Source organism: Acetobacter farinalis (assembly GCF_011516935.1).
Lineage (GTDB): Bacteria > Pseudomonadota > Alphaproteobacteria > Acetobacterales > Acetobacteraceae > Acetobacter > Acetobacter farinalis.
Map to the genome: position 1 here is coordinate 1 of NZ_WOTF01000003.1, position 18,183 is coordinate 18,183.

General features: G+C 60.5%; 16 protein-coding genes. 12 read left to right on the forward strand and 4 right to left on the reverse strand.

Annotation, left to right across the window (positions count from 1 at the left end):
* The first annotated feature begins 663 nt into the window (after positions 1-663).
* From GOB82_RS04910 to spt, 4 genes are read left to right on the forward strand one after another with little or no spacing between them, the layout of a single operon-like run.
* Positions 664-1,794 carry a sensor domain-containing protein gene (locus GOB82_RS04910; RefSeq protein ID WP_166120467.1) on the forward strand — a complete coding sequence of 377 codons (1,131 nt, stop codon included), beginning with the start codon at positions 664-666 and terminating at the stop codon, positions 1,792-1,794.
* Positions 1,794-3,569 carry a fatty acyl-AMP ligase gene (locus GOB82_RS04915; RefSeq protein WP_166120470.1) on the forward strand — a complete coding sequence of 592 codons (1,776 nt, stop codon included), beginning with the start codon at positions 1,794-1,796 and terminating at the stop codon, positions 3,567-3,569. The genes GOB82_RS04910 and GOB82_RS04915 overlap by 1 nt, the downstream gene beginning before the upstream one ends.
* Positions 3,570-3,591: 22 nt before the next feature.
* Positions 3,592-3,843 carry an acyl carrier protein gene (locus GOB82_RS04920; protein ID WP_166120473.1) on the forward strand — a complete coding sequence of 84 codons (252 nt, stop codon included), beginning with the start codon at positions 3,592-3,594 and terminating at the stop codon, positions 3,841-3,843.
* 6 nt (positions 3,844-3,849) lie between these two features.
* Positions 3,850-5,058, forward strand: coding sequence for a serine palmitoyltransferase (spt, locus tag GOB82_RS04925; RefSeq protein WP_166120475.1), 1,209 nt, complete (start codon positions 3,850-3,852; stop codon positions 5,056-5,058).
* Here the strand turns inward: spt and GOB82_RS04930 are convergent.
* Together GOB82_RS04930 and GOB82_RS04935 are read right to left on the reverse strand one after the other, a co-directional pair.
* Entirely contained in the window at positions 5,055-6,002 is a 948-nt protein-coding gene (locus GOB82_RS04930) for a hypothetical protein (protein WP_166121044.1), read from the reverse strand. The genes spt and GOB82_RS04930 overlap by 4 nt on opposite strands.
* A gap of 40 nt (positions 6,003-6,042) precedes the next feature.
* Positions 6,043-7,023 carry a diacylglycerol kinase family protein gene (locus GOB82_RS04935; RefSeq protein ID WP_166120477.1) on the reverse strand — a complete coding sequence of 327 codons (981 nt, stop codon included), beginning with the start codon at positions 7,021-7,023 and terminating at the stop codon, positions 6,043-6,045.
* A gap of 128 nt (positions 7,024-7,151) precedes the next feature.
* Between GOB82_RS04935 and GOB82_RS04940 the strand changes: the two genes are divergently transcribed.
* Genes GOB82_RS04940 through GOB82_RS04965 form a run of 6 tightly spaced genes read left to right on the forward strand, consistent with a single transcriptional unit; the run spans position 7,152 to position 13,037 of the window.
* A complete protein-coding gene (locus GOB82_RS04940; RefSeq protein ID WP_242007211.1) occupies positions 7,152-8,051 on the forward strand; it encodes a metallophosphoesterase family protein in 900 nt (299 codons plus the stop codon).
* 7 nt (positions 8,052-8,058) lie between these two features.
* Complete coding sequence (locus GOB82_RS04945; protein WP_166120480.1) at positions 8,059-9,264, forward strand: LptF/LptG family permease; 1,206 nt, start codon at positions 8,059-8,061, stop codon at positions 9,262-9,264.
* The gene (locus GOB82_RS04950) at positions 9,261-10,355 is read left to right on the forward strand and encodes an LptF/LptG family permease (protein ID WP_242007212.1); all 1,095 of its coding nucleotides are present in this window, start codon (positions 9,261-9,263) and stop codon (positions 10,353-10,355) included. Before GOB82_RS04945 ends, GOB82_RS04950 begins: the two co-directional genes overlap by 4 nt.
* Entirely contained in the window at positions 10,352-11,128 is a 777-nt protein-coding gene (locus GOB82_RS04955; RefSeq protein ID WP_166120483.1) for a sterol desaturase family protein, read from the forward strand. Before GOB82_RS04950 ends, GOB82_RS04955 begins: the two co-directional genes overlap by 4 nt.
* Positions 11,129-11,156: 28 nt before the next feature.
* Positions 11,157-11,945 carry an NTP transferase domain-containing protein gene (locus tag GOB82_RS04960; RefSeq protein ID WP_166121053.1) on the forward strand — a complete coding sequence of 263 codons (789 nt, stop codon included), beginning with the start codon at positions 11,157-11,159 and terminating at the stop codon, positions 11,943-11,945.
* 6 nt (positions 11,946-11,951) lie between these two features.
* Positions 11,952-13,037, forward strand: coding sequence for a glycosyltransferase family 4 protein (locus GOB82_RS04965; RefSeq protein WP_166120487.1), 1,086 nt, complete (start codon positions 11,952-11,954; stop codon positions 13,035-13,037).
* A 12-nt stretch (positions 13,038-13,049) separates the two neighbouring features.
* Here GOB82_RS04965 and GOB82_RS04970 read toward each other — a convergent pair whose 3' ends face one another.
* Positions 13,050-13,721, reverse strand: coding sequence for an HAD family hydrolase (locus GOB82_RS04970; protein ID WP_166120490.1), 672 nt, complete (start codon positions 13,719-13,721; stop codon positions 13,050-13,052).
* 83 nt (positions 13,722-13,804) lie between these two features.
* Here GOB82_RS04970 and glmU point away from each other — a divergent pair, with 83 nt between their 5' ends.
* Positions 13,805-15,178, forward strand: a complete 1,374-nt coding sequence (gene glmU / locus GOB82_RS04975) for a bifunctional UDP-N-acetylglucosamine diphosphorylase/glucosamine-1-phosphate N-acetyltransferase GlmU (protein ID WP_166120493.1) — start codon at positions 13,805-13,807, stop codon at positions 15,176-15,178.
* Entirely contained in the window at positions 15,178-17,001 is a 1,824-nt protein-coding gene (gene glmS / locus GOB82_RS04980) for a glutamine--fructose-6-phosphate transaminase (isomerizing) (protein WP_166120496.1), read from the forward strand. The genes glmU and glmS overlap by 1 nt, the downstream gene beginning before the upstream one ends.
* A gap of 162 nt (positions 17,002-17,163) precedes the next feature.
* On the opposite strand, the gene GOB82_RS04985 is transcribed toward glmS, so the two are convergent.
* On the reverse strand, positions 17,164-18,141 hold the full coding sequence (locus tag GOB82_RS04985; RefSeq protein WP_166120499.1) for an amidohydrolase family protein: 978 nt from the start codon (positions 18,139-18,141) through the stop codon (positions 17,164-17,166).
* Between the last annotated feature and the right edge of the window lie 42 nt (positions 18,142-18,183).

Sequence of the window (18,183 nt, forward strand, 5' to 3'; positions counted from 1 at the left end):
TTCTCTTGTCAAAGACCACCCCCCAACCGGGCCAAGTAACTTAGCAGAGCCTCTCAGCTCCGTCAACCGTTAAACACCACCGCGTCGGTGAAGCGGTTTCTAAGCGATCAAACACACCCCGTCAACACCCCTCATCATAAAAACTTCAAAAAAATGCACCCCACACCCATGCCCTAAACAAAAATCCTAGTTTCCCGCCAGTTTTTCCCCACACGCTCCGCTTGGACACCGTTTGAATTGCGCCTCACAATCAGCCTGCACGGGTTTTACGACGGAATTCGACCTGATGAATGAAGCGATTTCCCCCTCGGACAGCCATCCTGTGCGCATACTTTGTCTACTCCCCCCTCCCCGCCACGCCCCCGCGAGAGCCTATGCATCTTTATTATATGGGAGACGGGGGTGCTGGCCTGATGTTACCTCCCCTCCCCGAAGGGGGAGAAGCCGGGAGATGAGTGCCTCTTCCCCTTGCGCTCCTGCTCACGAAAAACCGGGGCTTTAAGGCCCTGCCCCCTCGTGACTGACCTTGACTATATGGAGCGTGCCACGATTTGTGCATGTGTGCCGGTTATAGTGCCGCACTATGGACAGGTTGATGAGGCACAGAATGACGCGAGCGACCAAGCCGGATCATGCCTCAACACAAGAGGTGTTATTTTACTGATGCGCGTTCTTTTTCCTTACATCGCACAGCCGCACCAAACCTTGCATTCCCTGCCGATTGCAATGGAAATTGCCAGCCGACACCCGGAGACGGAAGTCCATGTTGCCTGCGCCACACAGGCTCATCTGGAGTATGCGCAATCCCTCGCGGCGTATTACCCGGAATCGAAAGCAAGCTTCGAGCTTCTGCACCTGCCAAACGTGATTCGTGAACGTGTGGAACGGCATGGGCACACCGTTTTTTCCCGCCTTGCGAGCCTTTTTTTCAACAAGAAATATTTCTCTACGTTTCAGGCCATTGTCGTGCCCGAACGGACATCACTCTATTTAAGGACGCTTGGTGTCCGCCAGCCACGCCTGATCTGGACCCGCCATGGCGCGGGTGACCGTGCCATCGGGTTTGCGCGGGATGTCAAAAATTTTGACTATGTTCTTATGGCCGGGAAAAAGGTCGAGCAGCGCCTTCTTGCGCAGGGCGCCATTCGCCCGGGCCATTACCATACGGGTGTGTATGCCAAGTTCGACATGGTTCGCAGGATGCGGAACACCGGTGAACGCCTGTTCAACAACAACCGCCCGACCATTCTTTATAACCCGCACTTTAATGCGCGCCTCTCCTCCTGGCCGCAGATGGGGCTGAATATCCTCAGCCATTTTGCCAACCAGGACCGCTACAACCTGATTTTCGCGCCGCATTACCGTCTGTTTGACAACAGACGCGCGGAAGCGACGCAGCTCCAGCGGGCTTTTGGCGGCCACCCGCACATGATTATTGATACAGGCAGCGCCCGTAGCATCGACATGACCTACACCTCAGCCGCGGACCTGTATCTTGGCGACGCCAGTTCCCAGATTGCCGAGTTCCTGATTCATCCGCGCCCCTGCCTGTTCCTGAATGCGCACAAGGTCGCCTGGCAGGGGGATGAGAATTACCGCTTCTGGACCCTGGGGCCTGTGCTGGAACGCCTGGAAACCCTTGCTGAAGACGTCGATGCCGCATTTTCTTCACATGATGCTTTCGTAAATCTACAAAAAGATTATATACGCGACACGTTCGATCTCACGGGGGACGAACCAACCGCGCCGGTAGGGGCCGACGCTATTGTTGATTTTCTTCGAATGGCCAGCTGATGAACGTTTTGAATCCTGCTTCTTCACTTTCTGACGAAGAGACCCTGCAACCCGTTCCAGCTGCTTCCGGCCAGCCGCGCCGCTATGGCGATTTTGCGACATTCCCCGCAGCGCTGGATTATGCCGCACAGGGCGGAGCAGGTTTTAATATCTATTCCGGCAAAGGGGTTCTGCTTGAAGCCCTGCCGTATCGCGTCCTGCGCGAGCAGGCGATTGAAACCGGCCTGCGCATGCTGGGCATGGGACTTCAGCCGGGTGATCGCGTGGCGATTGTCGCGGAAAGCGATGGCGATTTTGCCCGCATTTTCTTCGGCTGCCAGTATGCCGGGCTGGTTGCGGCCCCCCTCCCCCTTCCCGTTGCCTTTGCCGGGAAAGAAACCTACCTGACCACTCTGCGCGGCATGATTACCAGCGCAGGGGCCAGTGCCGTGGTTATCCCGCAGATCATTGAAGGCTGGACCGATGATATTGTCAGCGGCCTTGGCCTGACCTTTGCCGGTTCCCCCGCTGAACTGATGGCACGCCCCGTGCCGGATATGGCTCTGCCGGAAATCCGCCCGGAAGACCTGTCTTATCTTCAGTTTTCTTCGGGCAGCACCCGCTCCCCGATGGGTGTGTGCGTCAGCCAGCGCTCCGGCATGGCCAACGTGGCCGCCATTGCCCATGATGGGTTGTGTGTGCACGAAACCGGCGACCGCTGCGTTTCCTGGCTGCCGCTTTATCATGACATGGGGCTGGTCGGCTTCTTTCTGACCCCCATGACATGCCAGCTGACGGTTGACCTGCTCCCGACACGCGAATTCGCCCGCCGTCCGCATGTCTGGCTGGATCTGATCAGCCGTAACCGAGGCACCATCGCCTACAGCCCTTCCTTTGGCTATGAGCTGTGCGCGCGCCGCCCTGCCTCTGCCGGGCTGGATCTCTCTTGCTGGCGTGTGGCCGGCATTGGGGGCGACATGATCCGCCCGCATATCCTCAAAGAGTTCTCTGAACGGTTTGAACCTGCCGGCTTCAACCCCAAAGCCTTCGTCGCCAGCTATGGCATGGCGGAAGCAACGCTGGCCATCAGCTTTGTTCCCCTGAACAGCGGCATTGAAACTGATACGATTGATCTGCCCGCTCTGGAACGCGACGGCGTTGCCCGCGCCGCGACAGACCCGGCCACGCCGACCAGAACATTCGTGATCTGCGGCAAGGTGCTGCCCGGCCATGACATGGAAGTTCGGAGCCCGGACGGAACCGTGCTGGCTGACCGGCAGATTGGCACCATTTTTGTGCGTGGCCCGAGCCTGATGGATGGCTACTTCCTCAAGCCTGCGGATACGGAGGAAGTGCTCGACCACAACAAATGGCTGAATACGGGTGACCTCGGCTACATGCTGAATGGTCAGATTGTGGTCACCGGTCGCGCCAAAGACCTGATTATCATCAACGGTCGCAACATCTGGCCGCAGGATCTGGAATGGTCCGCCGAGAGCCACATTCCCTCCCTGCGCAGCCGCGATGTGGCCGTGTTCTCGCTCGATCAGGGAGATCATGAAGAAATCGTCGCTCTGATCCAGTGCCGTGCGACAGCGCCGGACGCACGGGAAGCCCTGCGCGCAGAGGCAGCCAGCCTGTTCCGCCGCCTGCATGGTGTGGATGTTTCCGTCGTGCTGGTGGCCCCGCATGCCTTGCCGCAAACCTCTTCCGGCAAGCTGACACGCGCCAAAGCCCGCAAGATGTTCCAGTCCGGCATGTTTGAACCGCAGTCCGAAGCAGCCTCTGCCTGTTGAGGCGGGAAAAAAGGAGTCCAAAATGAGCGAAACTGTTGAAAGCGTTTCTGCGCTGATCATCCAGAAGCTTCTCGCCAACCCGAAAGTGCCGCGTGATATCGACGGCAACTGCAAGATTATGGACGATCTGGCTTTTGACTCTCTGGCTGTCATGAATTTTGTCATGGAAGTGGAAGACTGCATGGATGTCTCCGTTCCGCTCGACAAGCTGGCCGATATCCGGACTATCAATGATCTCGCAACCTGCGTTGTCGATCTAAAAAACAAAGGCTGACCACGCATGACGTCCCTGTTTTCCAAGTTTGACGGTATTGCAAGTTCACTCGGTGCCCTGATGGAAGCCGGTGGACGCAATCCGTTCTCTGTTGTGATCGAAAAGCCCCTCTCTTCCACGGTGGGTCTGATTGAAGGCCGCGAGACGCTGCTTTTCGGCACAAACAACTATCTGGGCCTCAGCCAGTCCCCCCGCGCCATCAAGGCGGCGCAGGACGCTGTTGCCGCCTGCGGCGTGGGCACCACCGGCTCCCGCATTGCCAACGGCACGCAATCCCTCCACCGGCAGCTTGAAAGCCGGATTGCCAACTATTTTGGTCGGCGCGACGCAATGGTGTTCTCCACCGGGTATCAGGCCAATCTGGGCATGATTTCCACCCTGGCGGGGAAAGACGACTACCTGATTCTGGATGCCGACAGCCACGCCAGCATTTATGACGGTAGCCGCCTGAGCCCTGCACAGGTCATTCGCTTCCGGCATAATGATGCGGATGATCTGCACAAGCGCCTGAAACGTCTGGACGGCACGCCCGGAGCCAAGCTGATTGTTGTGGAAGGAATTTATTCCATGACCGGCAATGTGGCTCCCATTGCCGAGATGGCTGCGGTCAAACGCGAAACCGGTGCCTATCTGCTGGTTGACGAAGCCCATTCCTTCGGCGTGATGGGGGAAAAGGGCCTCGGTGTTGCTGAAGCCGCGGGTGTGGAAGCCGATGTCGATTTTGTTGTCGGCACGTTCTCCAAAAGCCTTGGTACGGTTGGTGGGTACTGTGTGTCCGACCATCCGGAGCTGGAATTTGTGCGGCTGAACTGCCGCCCTTACATGTTCACCGCCTCCCTGCCGCCGGAAGTGATTGCCGCAACCATGGCAGCGCTGGAAGACATGGCCGAGCACCCTGAACTGCGCACGCAGCTTATGGACAACGCCGCGCGCCTGCATGCCGGATTCCACCGTATCGGGCTGAACGCCAGCAAACAGGTAAGCCCGGTGATTGCCGTGACACTCGAAGAAATCGGGCAGGCCATTACAATGTGGAACCGCCTCCTGGATCTGGGCGTTTACGTCAACCTCAGCCTGCCGCCCGCAACGCCGGACTCTCGCCCGCTGCTGCGCTGCTCTGTGATGGCAACACACACCGCAGCCCAGATCGACAAGGCTATCGAGATCTTCCAGCAGGCGGCCCGTGACGCCAACGCTCTGCCGAGCGCTGCTTAAGAGCGCCTGAAAGCCCCTTTGCGCCATAGCCACCAGACCAGCGGTGGCGCGGCCAGCAGAGGGTGCTTTTCTGCAAACGGTGTCAGAGGGACTTTTATCCCGCTATGGCGTTCGATTTTCCACGCGGCATAGCGGGCTCCCCCGGTAAATGTATAGGCTGCCTTTATCAGGCGCAGGATATTCAGCGGACGCCCTGACTGCCGCCGGACCTGCCATGCCTGCTCTGCCCGGGTTTTCTCCGCAGGGGTGATCAACGGGCGCACTTCGCCCCCCTCCGCCACGTAGGGCACGTCTGCCAGTTGCCAGCACGGCAGAAGCAAAGACTGATACCGTTCCTGATAGCTGGCGACGATCCCCGCACCCCGGCCCGCTTTTTCAACACGCAGTTCCGCCTGATAGGTCTGGCGGTAGAGCGCGTTCCAGAACGCATCGCACTCGCCTTTTTCGGGGCCAAGAAAGGCCGCCCAGCGGGCCGCCGTCAGGGTGGCACGCATGACGCACCGCCGCAGGGCATGCGCCGCCGCCGCATCACGCTGCCAGACCAGCCGGACGGGTTGAGAAAAACGCGCCCAGACTGTGGTGTTCAGCGCGCTGAAGCGGGTCAGCCTGCGAAACTGGGCCAATGTCAGGATGGCAATCTTGGCCCGTAAGAGGCGGCCCCCGATGCTCAGTTCACGATATTCAACATTGGGGGGCAGAAGCGTATTGGCCAGACAGGCCAGCCTCCCCCGGGGCCAGTCGGACTGGTTGTGAACAATGACGTAAAAATCCAGCAGGGTATCCGCGTGAATGCCGCTGCGCAGACCAGACCCGTAAAACAGCACCCCAAGCGGGGTGGCCTCGCCAAGCATCTGCTCGACAAAATCCACCACATGCCGGCTGACCGGCGTTGCCAGTTCCTGCCCGATCTGTTCATCCAGACACTGAAGAGCGCGGCCCTTCATGCCAGAAGATGTATCCTTCAGGGGTGGCTGTTCTATCATGTCATGCCTGCAGGAAAGAGATAACGGGCCCGGCAGAGAGTTCCAGACTGTGTTCAGGTCCGGTTTCCAGAATCTCACCGTCCAGCACAAAAGATTGTTTTGTTTTCAGCAGGATGCGCCGCACAGACGCACTTGTGTAAGCAGGATTGTCCCGCAGCCATGCAGGAGTGCGCCCGCGCAGCAGGTTCCAGAGAGCACGCAGCAGTTTTGGCGGGTGTGCCGCCACATCCAGATAGCTGATCCCTTCATCCTTCTGTGCGCTCTCGCGCCAGAACGGCCAGACGCCATATGGCAGGCGGTGCAACGCCGTGCACAGAAAGAGAAAACGGCTCCGCTCCACTGGCGCGGCCTCATCCAGCGCCAGCGCCACAGGAGTGCCTTCCACCCATTTCTGCCGCAGGCGCGGGGTGATGATCTGGCGCAATGTTTCCGCCAGCGTGATCAGCACAGCCGTATCATGCGCGTAATTTTTCAGGATGGCTGGCTGATGGGCAATTTCAATGCCCCGGGTAAACGCCCCCAACCCGCCAAAAAAACCAAGGACAGGAGCCCGATTCAAGCCCGGCCAGGACACAACCAGCGGCTGCCGTTTTTTGACGCCTGACTGCAAATCCCCCGACCGGCACCGGTTCTGAAGGCAGTGCAGGGCCTCTGCCCCGCGCAGGCCGAAGCCGACATCGGCAGCAATCAGATTAGTATTGCCTGACGGCAGAACCGCAATCACGGGCAGTTTGTCTTTGGGGTAAGAGGAGGCATACACGGCGCTCAGCACATTCCCGACCGTGCCATCCCCCCCATCCACCACCAGGCACTCAACCTGCTGCCGGGCCAGACTCTCCACCGCCTCATACAGTTCCTCCTGCGAGGTGGGCGAAAAAAACATCGGCCCCAGCATGCTCCGTGCGCACTCCAGGTAACGACGATCCGCTTCGATATTGCGCCGACTGCGGGAATTGTGGATCAAGGCAAAACGATCGGACACTCGGAAACTCTTGTTTTTGCAGATACGGCGCCAGCGCTTTTGCCCCGGCATATGGCGGTGGTATAATTAGACTCACAGCACTTGTCACATATTGTCCTTGCAGGCCCCTGTGCCGGAGATCTTCCTTCTTGTCTTTTTTTCAAATCGCACATCTCTCCGACCCCCACCTGCCGCTGGCAGAACTGCCCGCTCCGGACGAAATTCGCTTCAAGCGCCTCCTCAGCCTGCTGTCCTGGACACTGAAACGCCGCCATCTGCATAAGGCCGCGCCTCTGGCACGCGTGATGGACGATATCAGGCAGGCTCACCCCGAACTGATTGCCCTGACGGGAGATCTGACCAACCTTGGCCTGCGTTCCGAGTTCCGGCGCGCCCGGCAGTGGCTGGAAGAGCAGAGTCTGCCCCCGACCCTGCTGGTGCCGGGGAACCATGATGCGCTGATCCGGGAGAATGCCTCGGGCAAGGCGGCCCTCTGGGCTGAGTGGCTGAAAACGGGCACAACCTTTCCCTCTTTGTTGGTCAAAGACCATATTGCCCTGATTGGCGTGAACTCAGCCGTGCCAACCGCCCCGTTTTTTGCTTCTGGCAGGATCGGGGCTGCGCAAGCGGAGCGCCTGCGCGCCCTTCTTGCCAGAACGGGGCGGGCCGGACTGTGCAGGGTTGTGCTGATCCACCATCCACCTGTGGAAAATCTGGTCAGCCGCCGCAAGGGACTGGAGGATTTCCGGCTGTTCCAGACCATCCTGCGCGAAGCCGGAGCCGAGCTGGTGCTGCATGGCCACTCGCACCGCGCAACGCATACCTGCATCCCCGATACGGATATTCCGGTTGTCGGCACGACCTCCGCCTCTCATAGTGCGGGCAACCCGGCTACCGCAGCGGGGTGGAATGCCATTGCAGTCCATCCGCAGGCCGGACACTGGTCAATCACCGTTCTGCGGCGGGAACTTGGAGCCGATGGCATGATGCGGGATGGTTTGATACGAAATTTCACACCTCATCGCCTTTCCCGTTCAATCCCGCTATGACAGCCCCATGCTGAATCACCCCCTGCTGCACCGCGTGAAAGCGTTTTTCACTCCAGGCACTCTGGACCGCTATCTGATTGCGCAGCTTGTTCCCCCCTTCATGGTCGCACTTTCTGTGGTGATGATCGCCCTGCTGCTGGAACGGCTGCTGGTGCTTTTCAATCTGCTGGCCGCAGGCAACAACCATCTCGGCATTTTTGTTGAGCTGCTGACCACCCTTCTGCCTCATTATCTGGGGCTGGCCATACCGGCCGCGCTGTGTGTAAGCGTTTTTTCCATTATCCGGCGCATGAGCCAGAATGAAGAGATTGATGCCATCACGAGTAGCGGCATCTCTCTGGTGCGTATCACCCGCCCCTATATCCTGCTTGGGGGCGTGCTGAGCTTTATTGCCTTCCTGCTGTACGGGTTTGTTCAGCCGCATGCCCGATATGATTTCCGTGCGACCTTCTACACAGCCAGCCACACCGGGTGGGCACCGCGGCTGCAATCCAACATGTTTGCAAGCCCCTCCCCCACGCTCACCATTGTGGCAGACCACGTTACACAGGGCGGGTCAGACCTGCAGGGCGTGTTTATCCGCGATACCTCGGACCATCAGGAGCGCGATATTACTGCCCGGCACGGCCATATCCGCCTGGCCTCTGACAATTCCGCCGTGGAAATTGATCTGGAAAACGGCACAATTCTGACTGATCCCGGCAAGGGCCTCCCTACCCTCACCACGTTTGAGCACGCAACGCGCCTGCTGACACGGGCAAACCATATTGCCCCGTTCCGTGAACGCGGAGAGGATGAACGGGAGCTGACCTCCCCGGAGCTGGTCAGCCGGCTTCTGCATCAGGACCCGTCCATCTCCCGCCCGCATATGCGCTCGGAAGTGCATTTTCGTCTGGCCCGCAGCCTGACCATTCCCTTCATTCCCGCCCTGGCTGCGGCTCTGGCCATCATGCGCAAACGCCAGCGGAGCAGTGCCGGGCTGGTGCTGGCCTTTATTGTCATGGTGGGGTTTGATCACATGCTCCAGTTCGGGCACAGCATGGTCGCTACCAAGAAGGCCTCGCTTCTGATGATCTGGGGCCCGGCCCTTGTGTTTGTCACTGGCAGCTCCCTGTTGCTGCTTTATAAGTCCGGCACGTTCCAGACTCTGAAGGCCCGGTGGGGCGGCGCGCGGCGCATCGAAAAGAAAAACAACCAGAAGGCCCTGCCTTGAAAACGCAGCCTCCCGCCCCGACCCATGTTCTGCTGCGCTACCTGTCTGGCGTGCTGTTCAACCGTGTGATGTTCAGTTCCGCCATTCTGGTCGGGCTGATGGAAATTCTGGCCCTTCTGGAACAGACCACCCCCATTCTCCAGCGGCATCTGGGGGTGGCCGGTATCCTGACCTATGCGGGCATGCGGCTGCCGTTTCTGATGTCTGGAGCCCTGCCCCTTGGCGTGCTGATTGGCGCGCTGCTGATGCTGACGCAAATGACGCTCGCCAGCGAGATGGCCATCCTGCAGGCCTCCGGCCTGTCCATGTGGGGGCTCTACAAGCGGCTTGTTCCGGCCACCCTGCTGGTTGGCGCGCTGGGGATTGTTCTGGATGATCAGGTCACACCCCGATCCGAGCAGGCTCTGGCGGCCTGGTGGAACCGTACGGACCCACACCCGGAGGACGGCCACGCCTTCTGGTTTCATGAAGGCGGGCGACTCGCGCATGTGCGGTATGTGGCGGATGGCGGCAACATGCTCGCGCACCTTGACCTCTACACCCGTACTCCTGAAGGCCTGCTTCAGGAAACACTCCATGCCGAACGCGCGGACTATACCCATGCCCACGGCTGGCAGCTTCATGCCATTACCCGCGTTCAGATAGACCAGCAGAAAGCCCAGAGGCTCCCCGCAGAGGACAGCATGCCCTGGCAGACCACCCTGCACCCGTGGGATTTCATCAGGCTTTCCGCCGAAAACCCTCCGCTTTCTTCCGGCACCATTATCGGGATGCTCCGTGGGCGGTTGCCTTCGGATTCCAGTTCGGGATTTCTGCAGGCCGGCCTGCTGGAACGCTTCCTCCGCCCCGCGGCCATGATGGTGCTGCTGTTGCTTGCCATGCCGGTAATCTATATCCCCCCCAGAACAGGCACACGTAGCTGGGTTCCGGTCTGGTGCCTTGGGGCCGGGCTACTTTTCATTATTGCGCAAGGGCTGTTACGGGCCATGGGAAATGCAGGACTTCTGCCCCCGCCCGTTGCAACCATTCCCGGGTTGATTATCTTCACGCTCGGGGCAGTCACTGCGCTCCTGAGGAACGAAGCAAAATGAGCGGCACTCTGAATAACGCAACCCTACGGACAGGCCGGAGTTTCGATCTGGGCAAGATGAACCTCCGGCAGTTGTGGGTTGCCTATCTGACCTACCCGACCATCCTGCTGTATTTTGTGCTGATTATCGCCAGCGTTGCAGCCTCGGTCCTTGCCTTTGCGGGGTGGGGCCCCACGCTTGTTGCGATTGTGGCGGTCATTCTGGTCTATCCGCTGGCGTGGTACCTGCTGCATCGTTACGTTCTGCACGGGCGCATGCTGTACAAGATGAAATGGACGTCCTCCCTGTGGAAGCGCATCCATTTTGACCATCATCAGGACCCACATCTGCTGGATGTTCTGTTTGGCTCCCCCCTCACCACGGTGCCGACCATCGGCTGCATTACCGGGCCCATCGGCTATCTGATCGGGGGCTGGGGCGCGGCCGCCACGGCATTTGGCACGGGTCTGGTCATTACCTGCATCTATGAATTCTTCCACTGCATCCAGCACCTGAACTACAAGCCTCGTTCCGCATGGATCCAGCGCATGAAAGCGCGGCACGTCCTGCACCATTTTCATGATGAAGACGGCAACTTCGGCATTACCAGCTTTGTGGTGGACCGCCTGTTCGGCAGTTACTATGTGGACGCCAAAGCCCGCCCCCGCAGCCCTACCGTGTTCAATCTGGGGTATGACATCAAGGAAGCCGGGCGCTTCCCCTGGGTCATGCGTCTGACAGGCTCCCCCCCGCGTGACCGGCCCGATGGCGCACGCCCGGACGCCAGATCATGATGCGCGCTCATCACACCAGACACCCGGTATGAGCACGCCGCGCGGAGCACTTTCCGCACTGGTTCTGGCCGGGACACGCCCCGGCACGCCAGACCCGATGGCACAGGCTTATGGCGTGTCCCACAAGGCCATTCTGCCCGTAGCGGGCGTCCCCATGATCCTGCGCGTAATTCAGGCTCTGCGGGCCACGCCGGAAATCGGACGGATTGCTGTCTGTATTGATGCCCCCGCCGTTCTGGAGGGTCTCCTCCCCACGGATATCGAGATCATCCCCGCCAGCCCGAACGGCCCCAGCGCCAGCGTGCTGGCCGGGCTGGAGCGGATGGGAACTCCCTTGCTGGTCACCACTGCTGACAATGCCCTGCTGCGCTCGGCCTGGATCAGTGAGTTTCTGGCCCGATGCAGCCCGCAGAGTGACGTGGCCGCCGCCGTTGCGCCGGAGGCCGTGGTCCTGCGGGACGTTCCCGGCACGAAGCGCACTTTTGTCAGGCTGGCCGATATGGCGTTTTCCGGCTGTAACCTGTTCCTGTTCCGCACGCCCGCGGCTTTGCAGGTTGCCGCCCTGTGGCAGCGCGTGGAAAAAAACCGCAAGCACCCGTTGCGCATTGCCTGGCTGCTTGGCCCCGGCATTCTGCTGCGGGCACTGTGCAAGAAGCTGACCCGCGCCGCCTTGTGCGCGCGGATTGGGGCCCTGAGTGGCACAACGGCCGAACTGGTGCCGCTTTCAGATGGTCGGGCTGCGGTGGACGTGGATAAGCCGGCCGATCTGGAACTGACGGAAAAGCTGATTGCCGCTGAAGCCGCAGCGAAACCCTGAGCCACCATGCGCATTGCCTATCTTATCAATTCGACCGAAGGGGGCGGTGCGGCGTTTCCTGTACCGGCCATTACCGGTGTGTTTCGCAATGCCGGGCATGAGGTGGCCGTTTTCGCCCTGACGCGGCGCGATGGCCGGGCCATCAAGCCCATGCAGGATGCCGGGCTTGATGTCCGGATTCGTGATGGCGGCCGAAAAGATCATCTCGCCGCCCTGTTCTGGCTGAAGCAGCAGATGGACGCCTGGCGCCCCACCCATATCTGGACCTCCCTGACGCGCGCGACACTGCTCGGGCAGATTATCGGCCAGATGCGGGGTGTGCCTGTGGCAAGCTGGCAGCATTCCGCCCGGCTCCGCCCGCCCAACGGCACCCTGCTGCGTCTGCGGCGAAACGCCTCCTGCCTCTGGCTGGGCGATTCCCGATACGTGACGGACATCACGCGCCAGCAACTCCACATTCCCTCTGAGCGCCTGCTGTGCTGGCCGATTTTTCACGCGCGCCCCACAGCCCTTCAGTCCCGCCCCTGGATGCGGGGGGAACCTGTGCGCCTTGGTTCTCTGGGGCGGCTGCATCCGGTGAAAGGGTTTGACACGCTCTGTCTGGCCCTCGCCCGGCTCAGACAGGCAGAGGCGCTCCCCCCTTTTCATCTGACCCTTGCGGGAGAAGGTGAGGAACGCCCGGCACTGGAAGCCCTCATCCGTGAAAACGGGCTGAGCGAACAGATTTCCTTGCCCGGCTTCTGCGAGAGGACGGAGCAGTTTCTGGCCGACCAGCATCTTTATCTGCAACCGTCCCACTGGGAAGGGTTCTGCATGGGCGCGCATGAGGCCATGCAGGCGGGTTTACCCGTTATTGCCTCCGCCGTTGGAGAACTGACGCATTCCATCCGGAATGGCGTAACCGGCTGGACCGTCCCGCCGAAGGACCCTGATGCACTGGCCCAAGCTCTGGCAACCGCCCTGAGCCAGCCGGAGCAGCTCGCACCCATGGGGCAGGCTGGCCGGAACTATGTCCTGACCCAGTTCAGCGAACAGGCCTTTACCCGTGCGGGTGAAGCCGCCCTGCAGAAATTTGCCTCCCTCACACCCTGAGCACCTCTGACACTACCCTAGAAGAGCCTGTGCCTTGACTGGAACCTCCGCCATGCTTGCCGCACTGGCGTCCGCCGCGTTTGCGAAAGCCGGATCCCCATAGCCCCATGCGGCAAACAGGGAGGGTGCTCCCGCACCTTTTGCTGCCAGCAGATCGGGCATCATATCCCCGACCATCACCGTGCTGGCGGGCTGCCCCCCGGCCTGAGCAATGGTGCCCAGCAGATGGCGCGGGTCCGGCTTTCTGACAGGAAAGCTGTCCCCGCCCCCTATGCTGGCAAACAGCGGCGTCAGTCCGAACTGGTCAAGAATATGCCGCGCCGCTGCTTCGGGCTTGTTGGTGCAGACAGCCAGCCGCCAGCCCTGCCCCCGCAACACCTCAAGTGCCGCCTCCGTGCCGGGAAAAAGACGGGAAAGGCGCGTTGCACGCGGGGTGTACAGCGCGAGAAACTGTCGGACGATCTGATCCGGCTGCATCCCCACATTTCCGGCAGGGTCCGCCGTATGGATCAGCGCTTCCGCCAGCGCCTGCACCCCATTGCCAATCATACCGCGCACCACACTGTCCGACACGGGCGGCAGGCCGTGTGAAGCCAGAATTTCGCGCACGCAATCCGCAATATCCGGCAGGGAGTCCAGCAGGGTGCCGTCCATATCAAACACTGCAAGCCTTGGGTGAGTCATGGACTGTTATCCTTCGGTAAATTTCGGAAAAATTTTATGATACCCTTATAACGCCTTTACCCTGCCAGACGTTTGACACGTGCATGAGCTTGGCTTACCGCAAGGTGATCATGACGTCTTCCTCCTCATCCCGCCCCGCCACCGCCGTGCTGCTGGCCGCAGGCCTTGGCACCCGTATGAAATCCTCTCGCCCGAAGGCCATGCAGCGTCTTGCAGGCAGGCCCATGCTGGCTCACCTGATAGCCAGCGCGGCCGAGGTGTTTGACCGGCTGGTAATCGTCATCGGTCCGGAGATGGCCGATGTGGCTGAACTGGCTGCCCCTTACCCTGTTGTGATCCAGCATGAACGTCTGGGCACCGCACACGCCGCCCTGCAGGCGGAAGAATGGTTTGGCGAGGGGGATGTCGCGGTCCTGTATGCTGATAATCCGCTGATCTCCTCTGAAACACTCACCCGCCTTCTCGAAGCGCGGCATGCGCCGGATGTCGGGCTGGCGCTTCTGGCCATGCGCCCCACTGAACCGGGCCGTTATGGCCGGGTGATTGCGCATGACGGCCTTGTGGAACGGATTGTGGAATGGGCGGATGCCACGCCGGAAGAGCGGGCTGTTGATCTGTGCAATGCCGGTGTACTGTGCGCGGATGCCGCAACCTTCCGCCGCTGGCTGCACAGCGTGAAAAATGACAACGCAAAAGGCGAGTTCTACCTGACGGACGTGGTTGATTGCGCCGTGGCCGATGGCGTGCGCGTCCACGCGGTGGAAGCCGCCGAGGCTGAACTACGCGGTATCAACTCCCGCAGTGAACTGGCCGAAGCGGAAGCCGCCCTGCAAAACCGCCTGCGCCAGAAGGCCATGGAAAACGGCGTGACTCTGGTCGCACCTGAAACCGTCTTTTTCTGTGCGGATACCACGCTGGCTCCGGATGTTCTGGTGGAACCCCATGTGGTGTTCGGCCCCGGTGTGACCGTTGAAAGCGGTGTGGAAATCCGCGCCTTCAGCCATCTGGAAGGCTGCACGGTACAGGCGAATGCCATTATCGGCCCGTATGCCCGCCTGCGCAGCGGCACCAATATTGGCGCACAAGCCCGCGTCGGGAACTTTGTGGAAGTGAAAAACACCACACTCGGTGATGGCGCCAAGGCCAACCACCTGACCTATCTGGGGGATGCCTCCATCGGGGCTGGCACCAATATCGGCGCAGGAACCATTACCTGTAATTATGATGGTTTCTTCAAACACAGGACGACCATTGGGGACCGGGTTTTTGTCGGCTCCAATGCCATTCTGGTCGCCCCTGTCAGTATAGGCACCAATGCGCTGGTCGCGGCTGGCAGCGTGATTACCAAGGACGTGCCTGAAGAGGCCATGGCCTTTGGCCGCCCCCGGCAGGAAAACAAGCCGGAACTGGGCAAACGCTTCAAGGAAACCCTTCGGGCCAGAAAGGAAAACGGCTGATGTGCGGAATATGCGGCGTTGTCGGCCTGCGGCACGCCACCCCGATTGTTTTTGAAGGTCTGCGGCGGCTGGAATATCGCGGGTATGATTCCGCAGGGATCGCAACACTGGCGAATGGCCGGGTAGAACGCCGCCGCGCGGCGGGCAAGCTGGACAATCTGGCCCACGTTCTGGAAGAAAACCCGCTCCCCGGCACCACCGGCATTGGCCACACACGCTGGGCCACGCATGGCGCGCCTACCACCTGCAACGCCCATCCGCACAGCACGGAGCGGGTTGCGATTGTCCATAACGGCATTATCGAAAACTTTGAGACCCTCCGCCGGGAGCTTGAAGCCGTCGGGCAGGTTTTCCATACGGAAACGGACAGCGAAACCATCGCCCTGATGGTGGATTATCATCTGGCGCAGGGCCTTGGCCCGAAAGAGGCCGCTCTCAAAACCCTTCAGCGCCTGGAAGGGGCCTATGCCATCGCAATGATTTTTGCGGGGCATGAAGGGCTGATGATTGGCGCCCGCCACAATGCCCCTCTGGCTGTGGGCTATGGTGACGGGGAAATGTTTCTGGGCTCTGACTCCCTCGCCCTCGCCCCGCTGACCCGCCGCATTACCTACATGGATGATGGGGACTGCGTGGTGATCACCCCCGCGGGCGCTGAATTCATGACGTTTGATGGCACGCCCGTCACGCGGAAAGAGCAGACAACCGCACTGGTCGCAGGGGCTATCGGCAAGGATGGCTACCGCCATTACATGGAAAAGGAACTGCACGAACACCCGCTGGTTATCGGCCAGACGCTCCAGCGTCTGGTAGACCCGGCGAGCCGCACGGTTGTGCTGCCCGACATGCCGTTCGATCTGGCGTCCGTGCCCCGCGCTGTCATCACCGCCTGCGGGTCCGCATTCTATGCGGGCATGATCGGCCGGTACTGGCTGGAAGATATTGCCCGCCTGCCGGTGGATATCGATGTGGCCAGTGAGATGCGCTACCGCAATCCGCCGCTCACATCCGGCTCCCTTGGGGTGCTCGTCTCCCAGTCCGGTGAGACGGCGGATACGCTGGCGGCCCTCCGCAGCCTGCGGGAAAAGGCGGTGCATATCCTCTCCATCCTGAACGTGGAGCAGAGCACCATGGCGCGGGAAAGTGCTGTTGTGCTCGGCACGGTCGCCGGTCCGGAAATTTCAGTCGCCTCCACCAAGGCCTTTACCGCCCAGTTGACCGTTCTGGCCTGCCTGACCATTGCCACGGCCCGTGCCCGCGGCACGCTGGACACCGCGGGGGAAGAAGCTCTGGTGGCTGCCCTGCTTGATCTGCCCAGCCGTGCGGCTGACGTGTTCACGTCAGGCGATGCCATCCGCCGCATGGCGCGGGTCGTAGCGGAAGCGCGGGATGTGCTCTACCTTGGCCGGGGCAGCATGTTCCCCGTCGCCATGGAAGGCGCTCTGAAGCTGAAGGAAATTTCCTACATCCACGCAGAGGCCTACGCTGCGGGTGAGATGAAGCACGGCCCCATCTCCCTGATCGACAGAACCGTGCCGATTGTTGCCAGCGCGCCGTACACACCGCTGTTTGATAAAACGCTTTCCAACCTTCAGGAAGCCAAGGCCCGCGGCGGACGCCTGCTGGTCTTTACCGACACCAAGGGCGCGGACCGTGTCTCTGCCATTGCAGAAGATATGGTGGTGCTGCCGCATGTGCATGATTTTGTGGCCCCCATCCTGCAAACCATTCCGGTGCAGATGCTGGCTTATGAAGTTGCCGTGCTCAAAGGCACGGATGTGGACCAACCCCGCAACCTCGCAAAGTCAGTCACGGTCGAATAAGGACGCTTGATCCCTGCAAGGGCACGCGTCCGGAAAAGCTGAACGCCTGCATTCGGATCGTGCAGGCGTTCAGCAGATTTCAACGCAAACCGGCCACGCACTCAGGCTTCAGAGAATGCCACGTTCAGAGTGTGCGGCGTGTGATGTTCCGGCAGGTGCGTCTCACAGCTCTCCGGTCAGGCGCTGCCAGTTCCCGCTGGCAAACGCCAGCCTGCCGGCCTCATCCAGACCGCATGTTTCAAGAAACTGCCGTGCAGTTCTGCCTGGCCGATACTGGTAAGGGTAGTCGGTTGAGAAAAGCAGCCGGTCCGTGCCGACAATGCGCGCGGCCTGCTCCAGATAGTGCGGCAGGAACATGCCACTGGCCGTAACGTACAGGTTCCGCTGGAAATACGTCATCACCGGGTGTGCGAGGCCGGAGACACGATCCACATTGGCAAAGCGTTCAGCGTAGAACAGCACCAGCTCTCCCCAATGCCCCAGAATAATCTGCAAGTCCGGCATCCGGTCAAAGTGCCCCGCGAGGATAAGGCGCAGGAACTGAAGCCCCGCATCATAATGCCAGCCCAGACTAAAGCAGGAAAACGCTGCATCCACAGACGGGCTGAAGCCGGAATAATAGGCATCCCGGACTGACTGTTCCGGCACTCTCGGGTGCAGCAGCACCGGCGCTTTCAGCGCGGCGGCACTCTGGAAGATGGGCAGCAGGTCTGCGTGGTCCAGACTACGCTGCCCAACCCGGCCGCAGAGCATGGTGCCTTTGAAGCCGAGCGTCTTGACGCAGCGCTCAAGCTCCAGCGCGGCCTCATCCGGCTGTGTTACGGGAAGTGTCGCAAATGCCTGAAAGCGGTCAGGATGCCGCGCCACGGCCTCGGCTACGGCATCGTTGACACGGCGGGCCATGGCAACGCTTTCAACCCCGACATCATGTAAGGATGGTGTGGTGAGTGAGAGAACCTGCACATCCAACCCGGTTTCATCCATGAGCGCCAGACGCTCATTGGAGAGATCACACAGCCGCGTCTCCAGTGCGCCACCATGAAAGGCGACACTCGGGTCGGACGCTTCAAGGCTGAGGGCAGACCATGCGGCCTTTACCTCGTTTGTGAGGAAATGTTCTTCAATGCCAATCAGTTTCACGAGACTGTCCCCTTTTCCAGAAGCTCCCTTGTCGTAACGGTG

Coding starts and splice junctions, on each gene's coding strand:
- spt (WP_166120475.1), top strand. CDS start 3,850: ATGACGTCCCTGTTTTCCAAGTTTGACGGTATTGCAAGTTCACTCGGT.
- glmU (WP_166120493.1), top strand. CDS start 13,805: ATGAGCTTGGCTTACCGCAAGGTGATCATGACGTCTTCCTCCTCATCC.
- GOB82_RS04915 (WP_166120470.1), top strand. CDS start 1,794: ATGAACGTTTTGAATCCTGCTTCTTCACTTTCTGACGAAGAGACCCTG.
- GOB82_RS04965 (WP_166120487.1), top strand. CDS start 11,952: ATGCGCATTGCCTATCTTATCAATTCGACCGAAGGGGGCGGTGCGGCG.
- GOB82_RS04960 (WP_166121053.1), top strand. CDS start 11,157: ATGAGCACGCCGCGCGGAGCACTTTCCGCACTGGTTCTGGCCGGGACA.
- GOB82_RS04910 (WP_166120467.1), top strand. CDS start 664: ATGCGCGTTCTTTTTCCTTACATCGCACAGCCGCACCAAACCTTGCAT.
- glmS (WP_166120496.1), top strand. CDS start 15,178: ATGTGCGGAATATGCGGCGTTGTCGGCCTGCGGCACGCCACCCCGATT.
- GOB82_RS04930 (WP_166121044.1), bottom strand. CDS start 6,002: ATGAAGGGCCGCGCTCTTCAGTGTCTGGATGAACAGATCGGGCAGGAA.
- GOB82_RS04945 (WP_166120480.1), top strand. CDS start 8,059: ATGCTGAATCACCCCCTGCTGCACCGCGTGAAAGCGTTTTTCACTCCA.
- GOB82_RS04970 (WP_166120490.1), bottom strand. CDS start 13,721: ATGACTCACCCAAGGCTTGCAGTGTTTGATATGGACGGCACCCTGCTG.
- GOB82_RS04955 (WP_166120483.1), top strand. CDS start 10,352: ATGAGCGGCACTCTGAATAACGCAACCCTACGGACAGGCCGGAGTTTC.
- GOB82_RS04920 (WP_166120473.1), top strand. CDS start 3,592: ATGAGCGAAACTGTTGAAAGCGTTTCTGCGCTGATCATCCAGAAGCTT.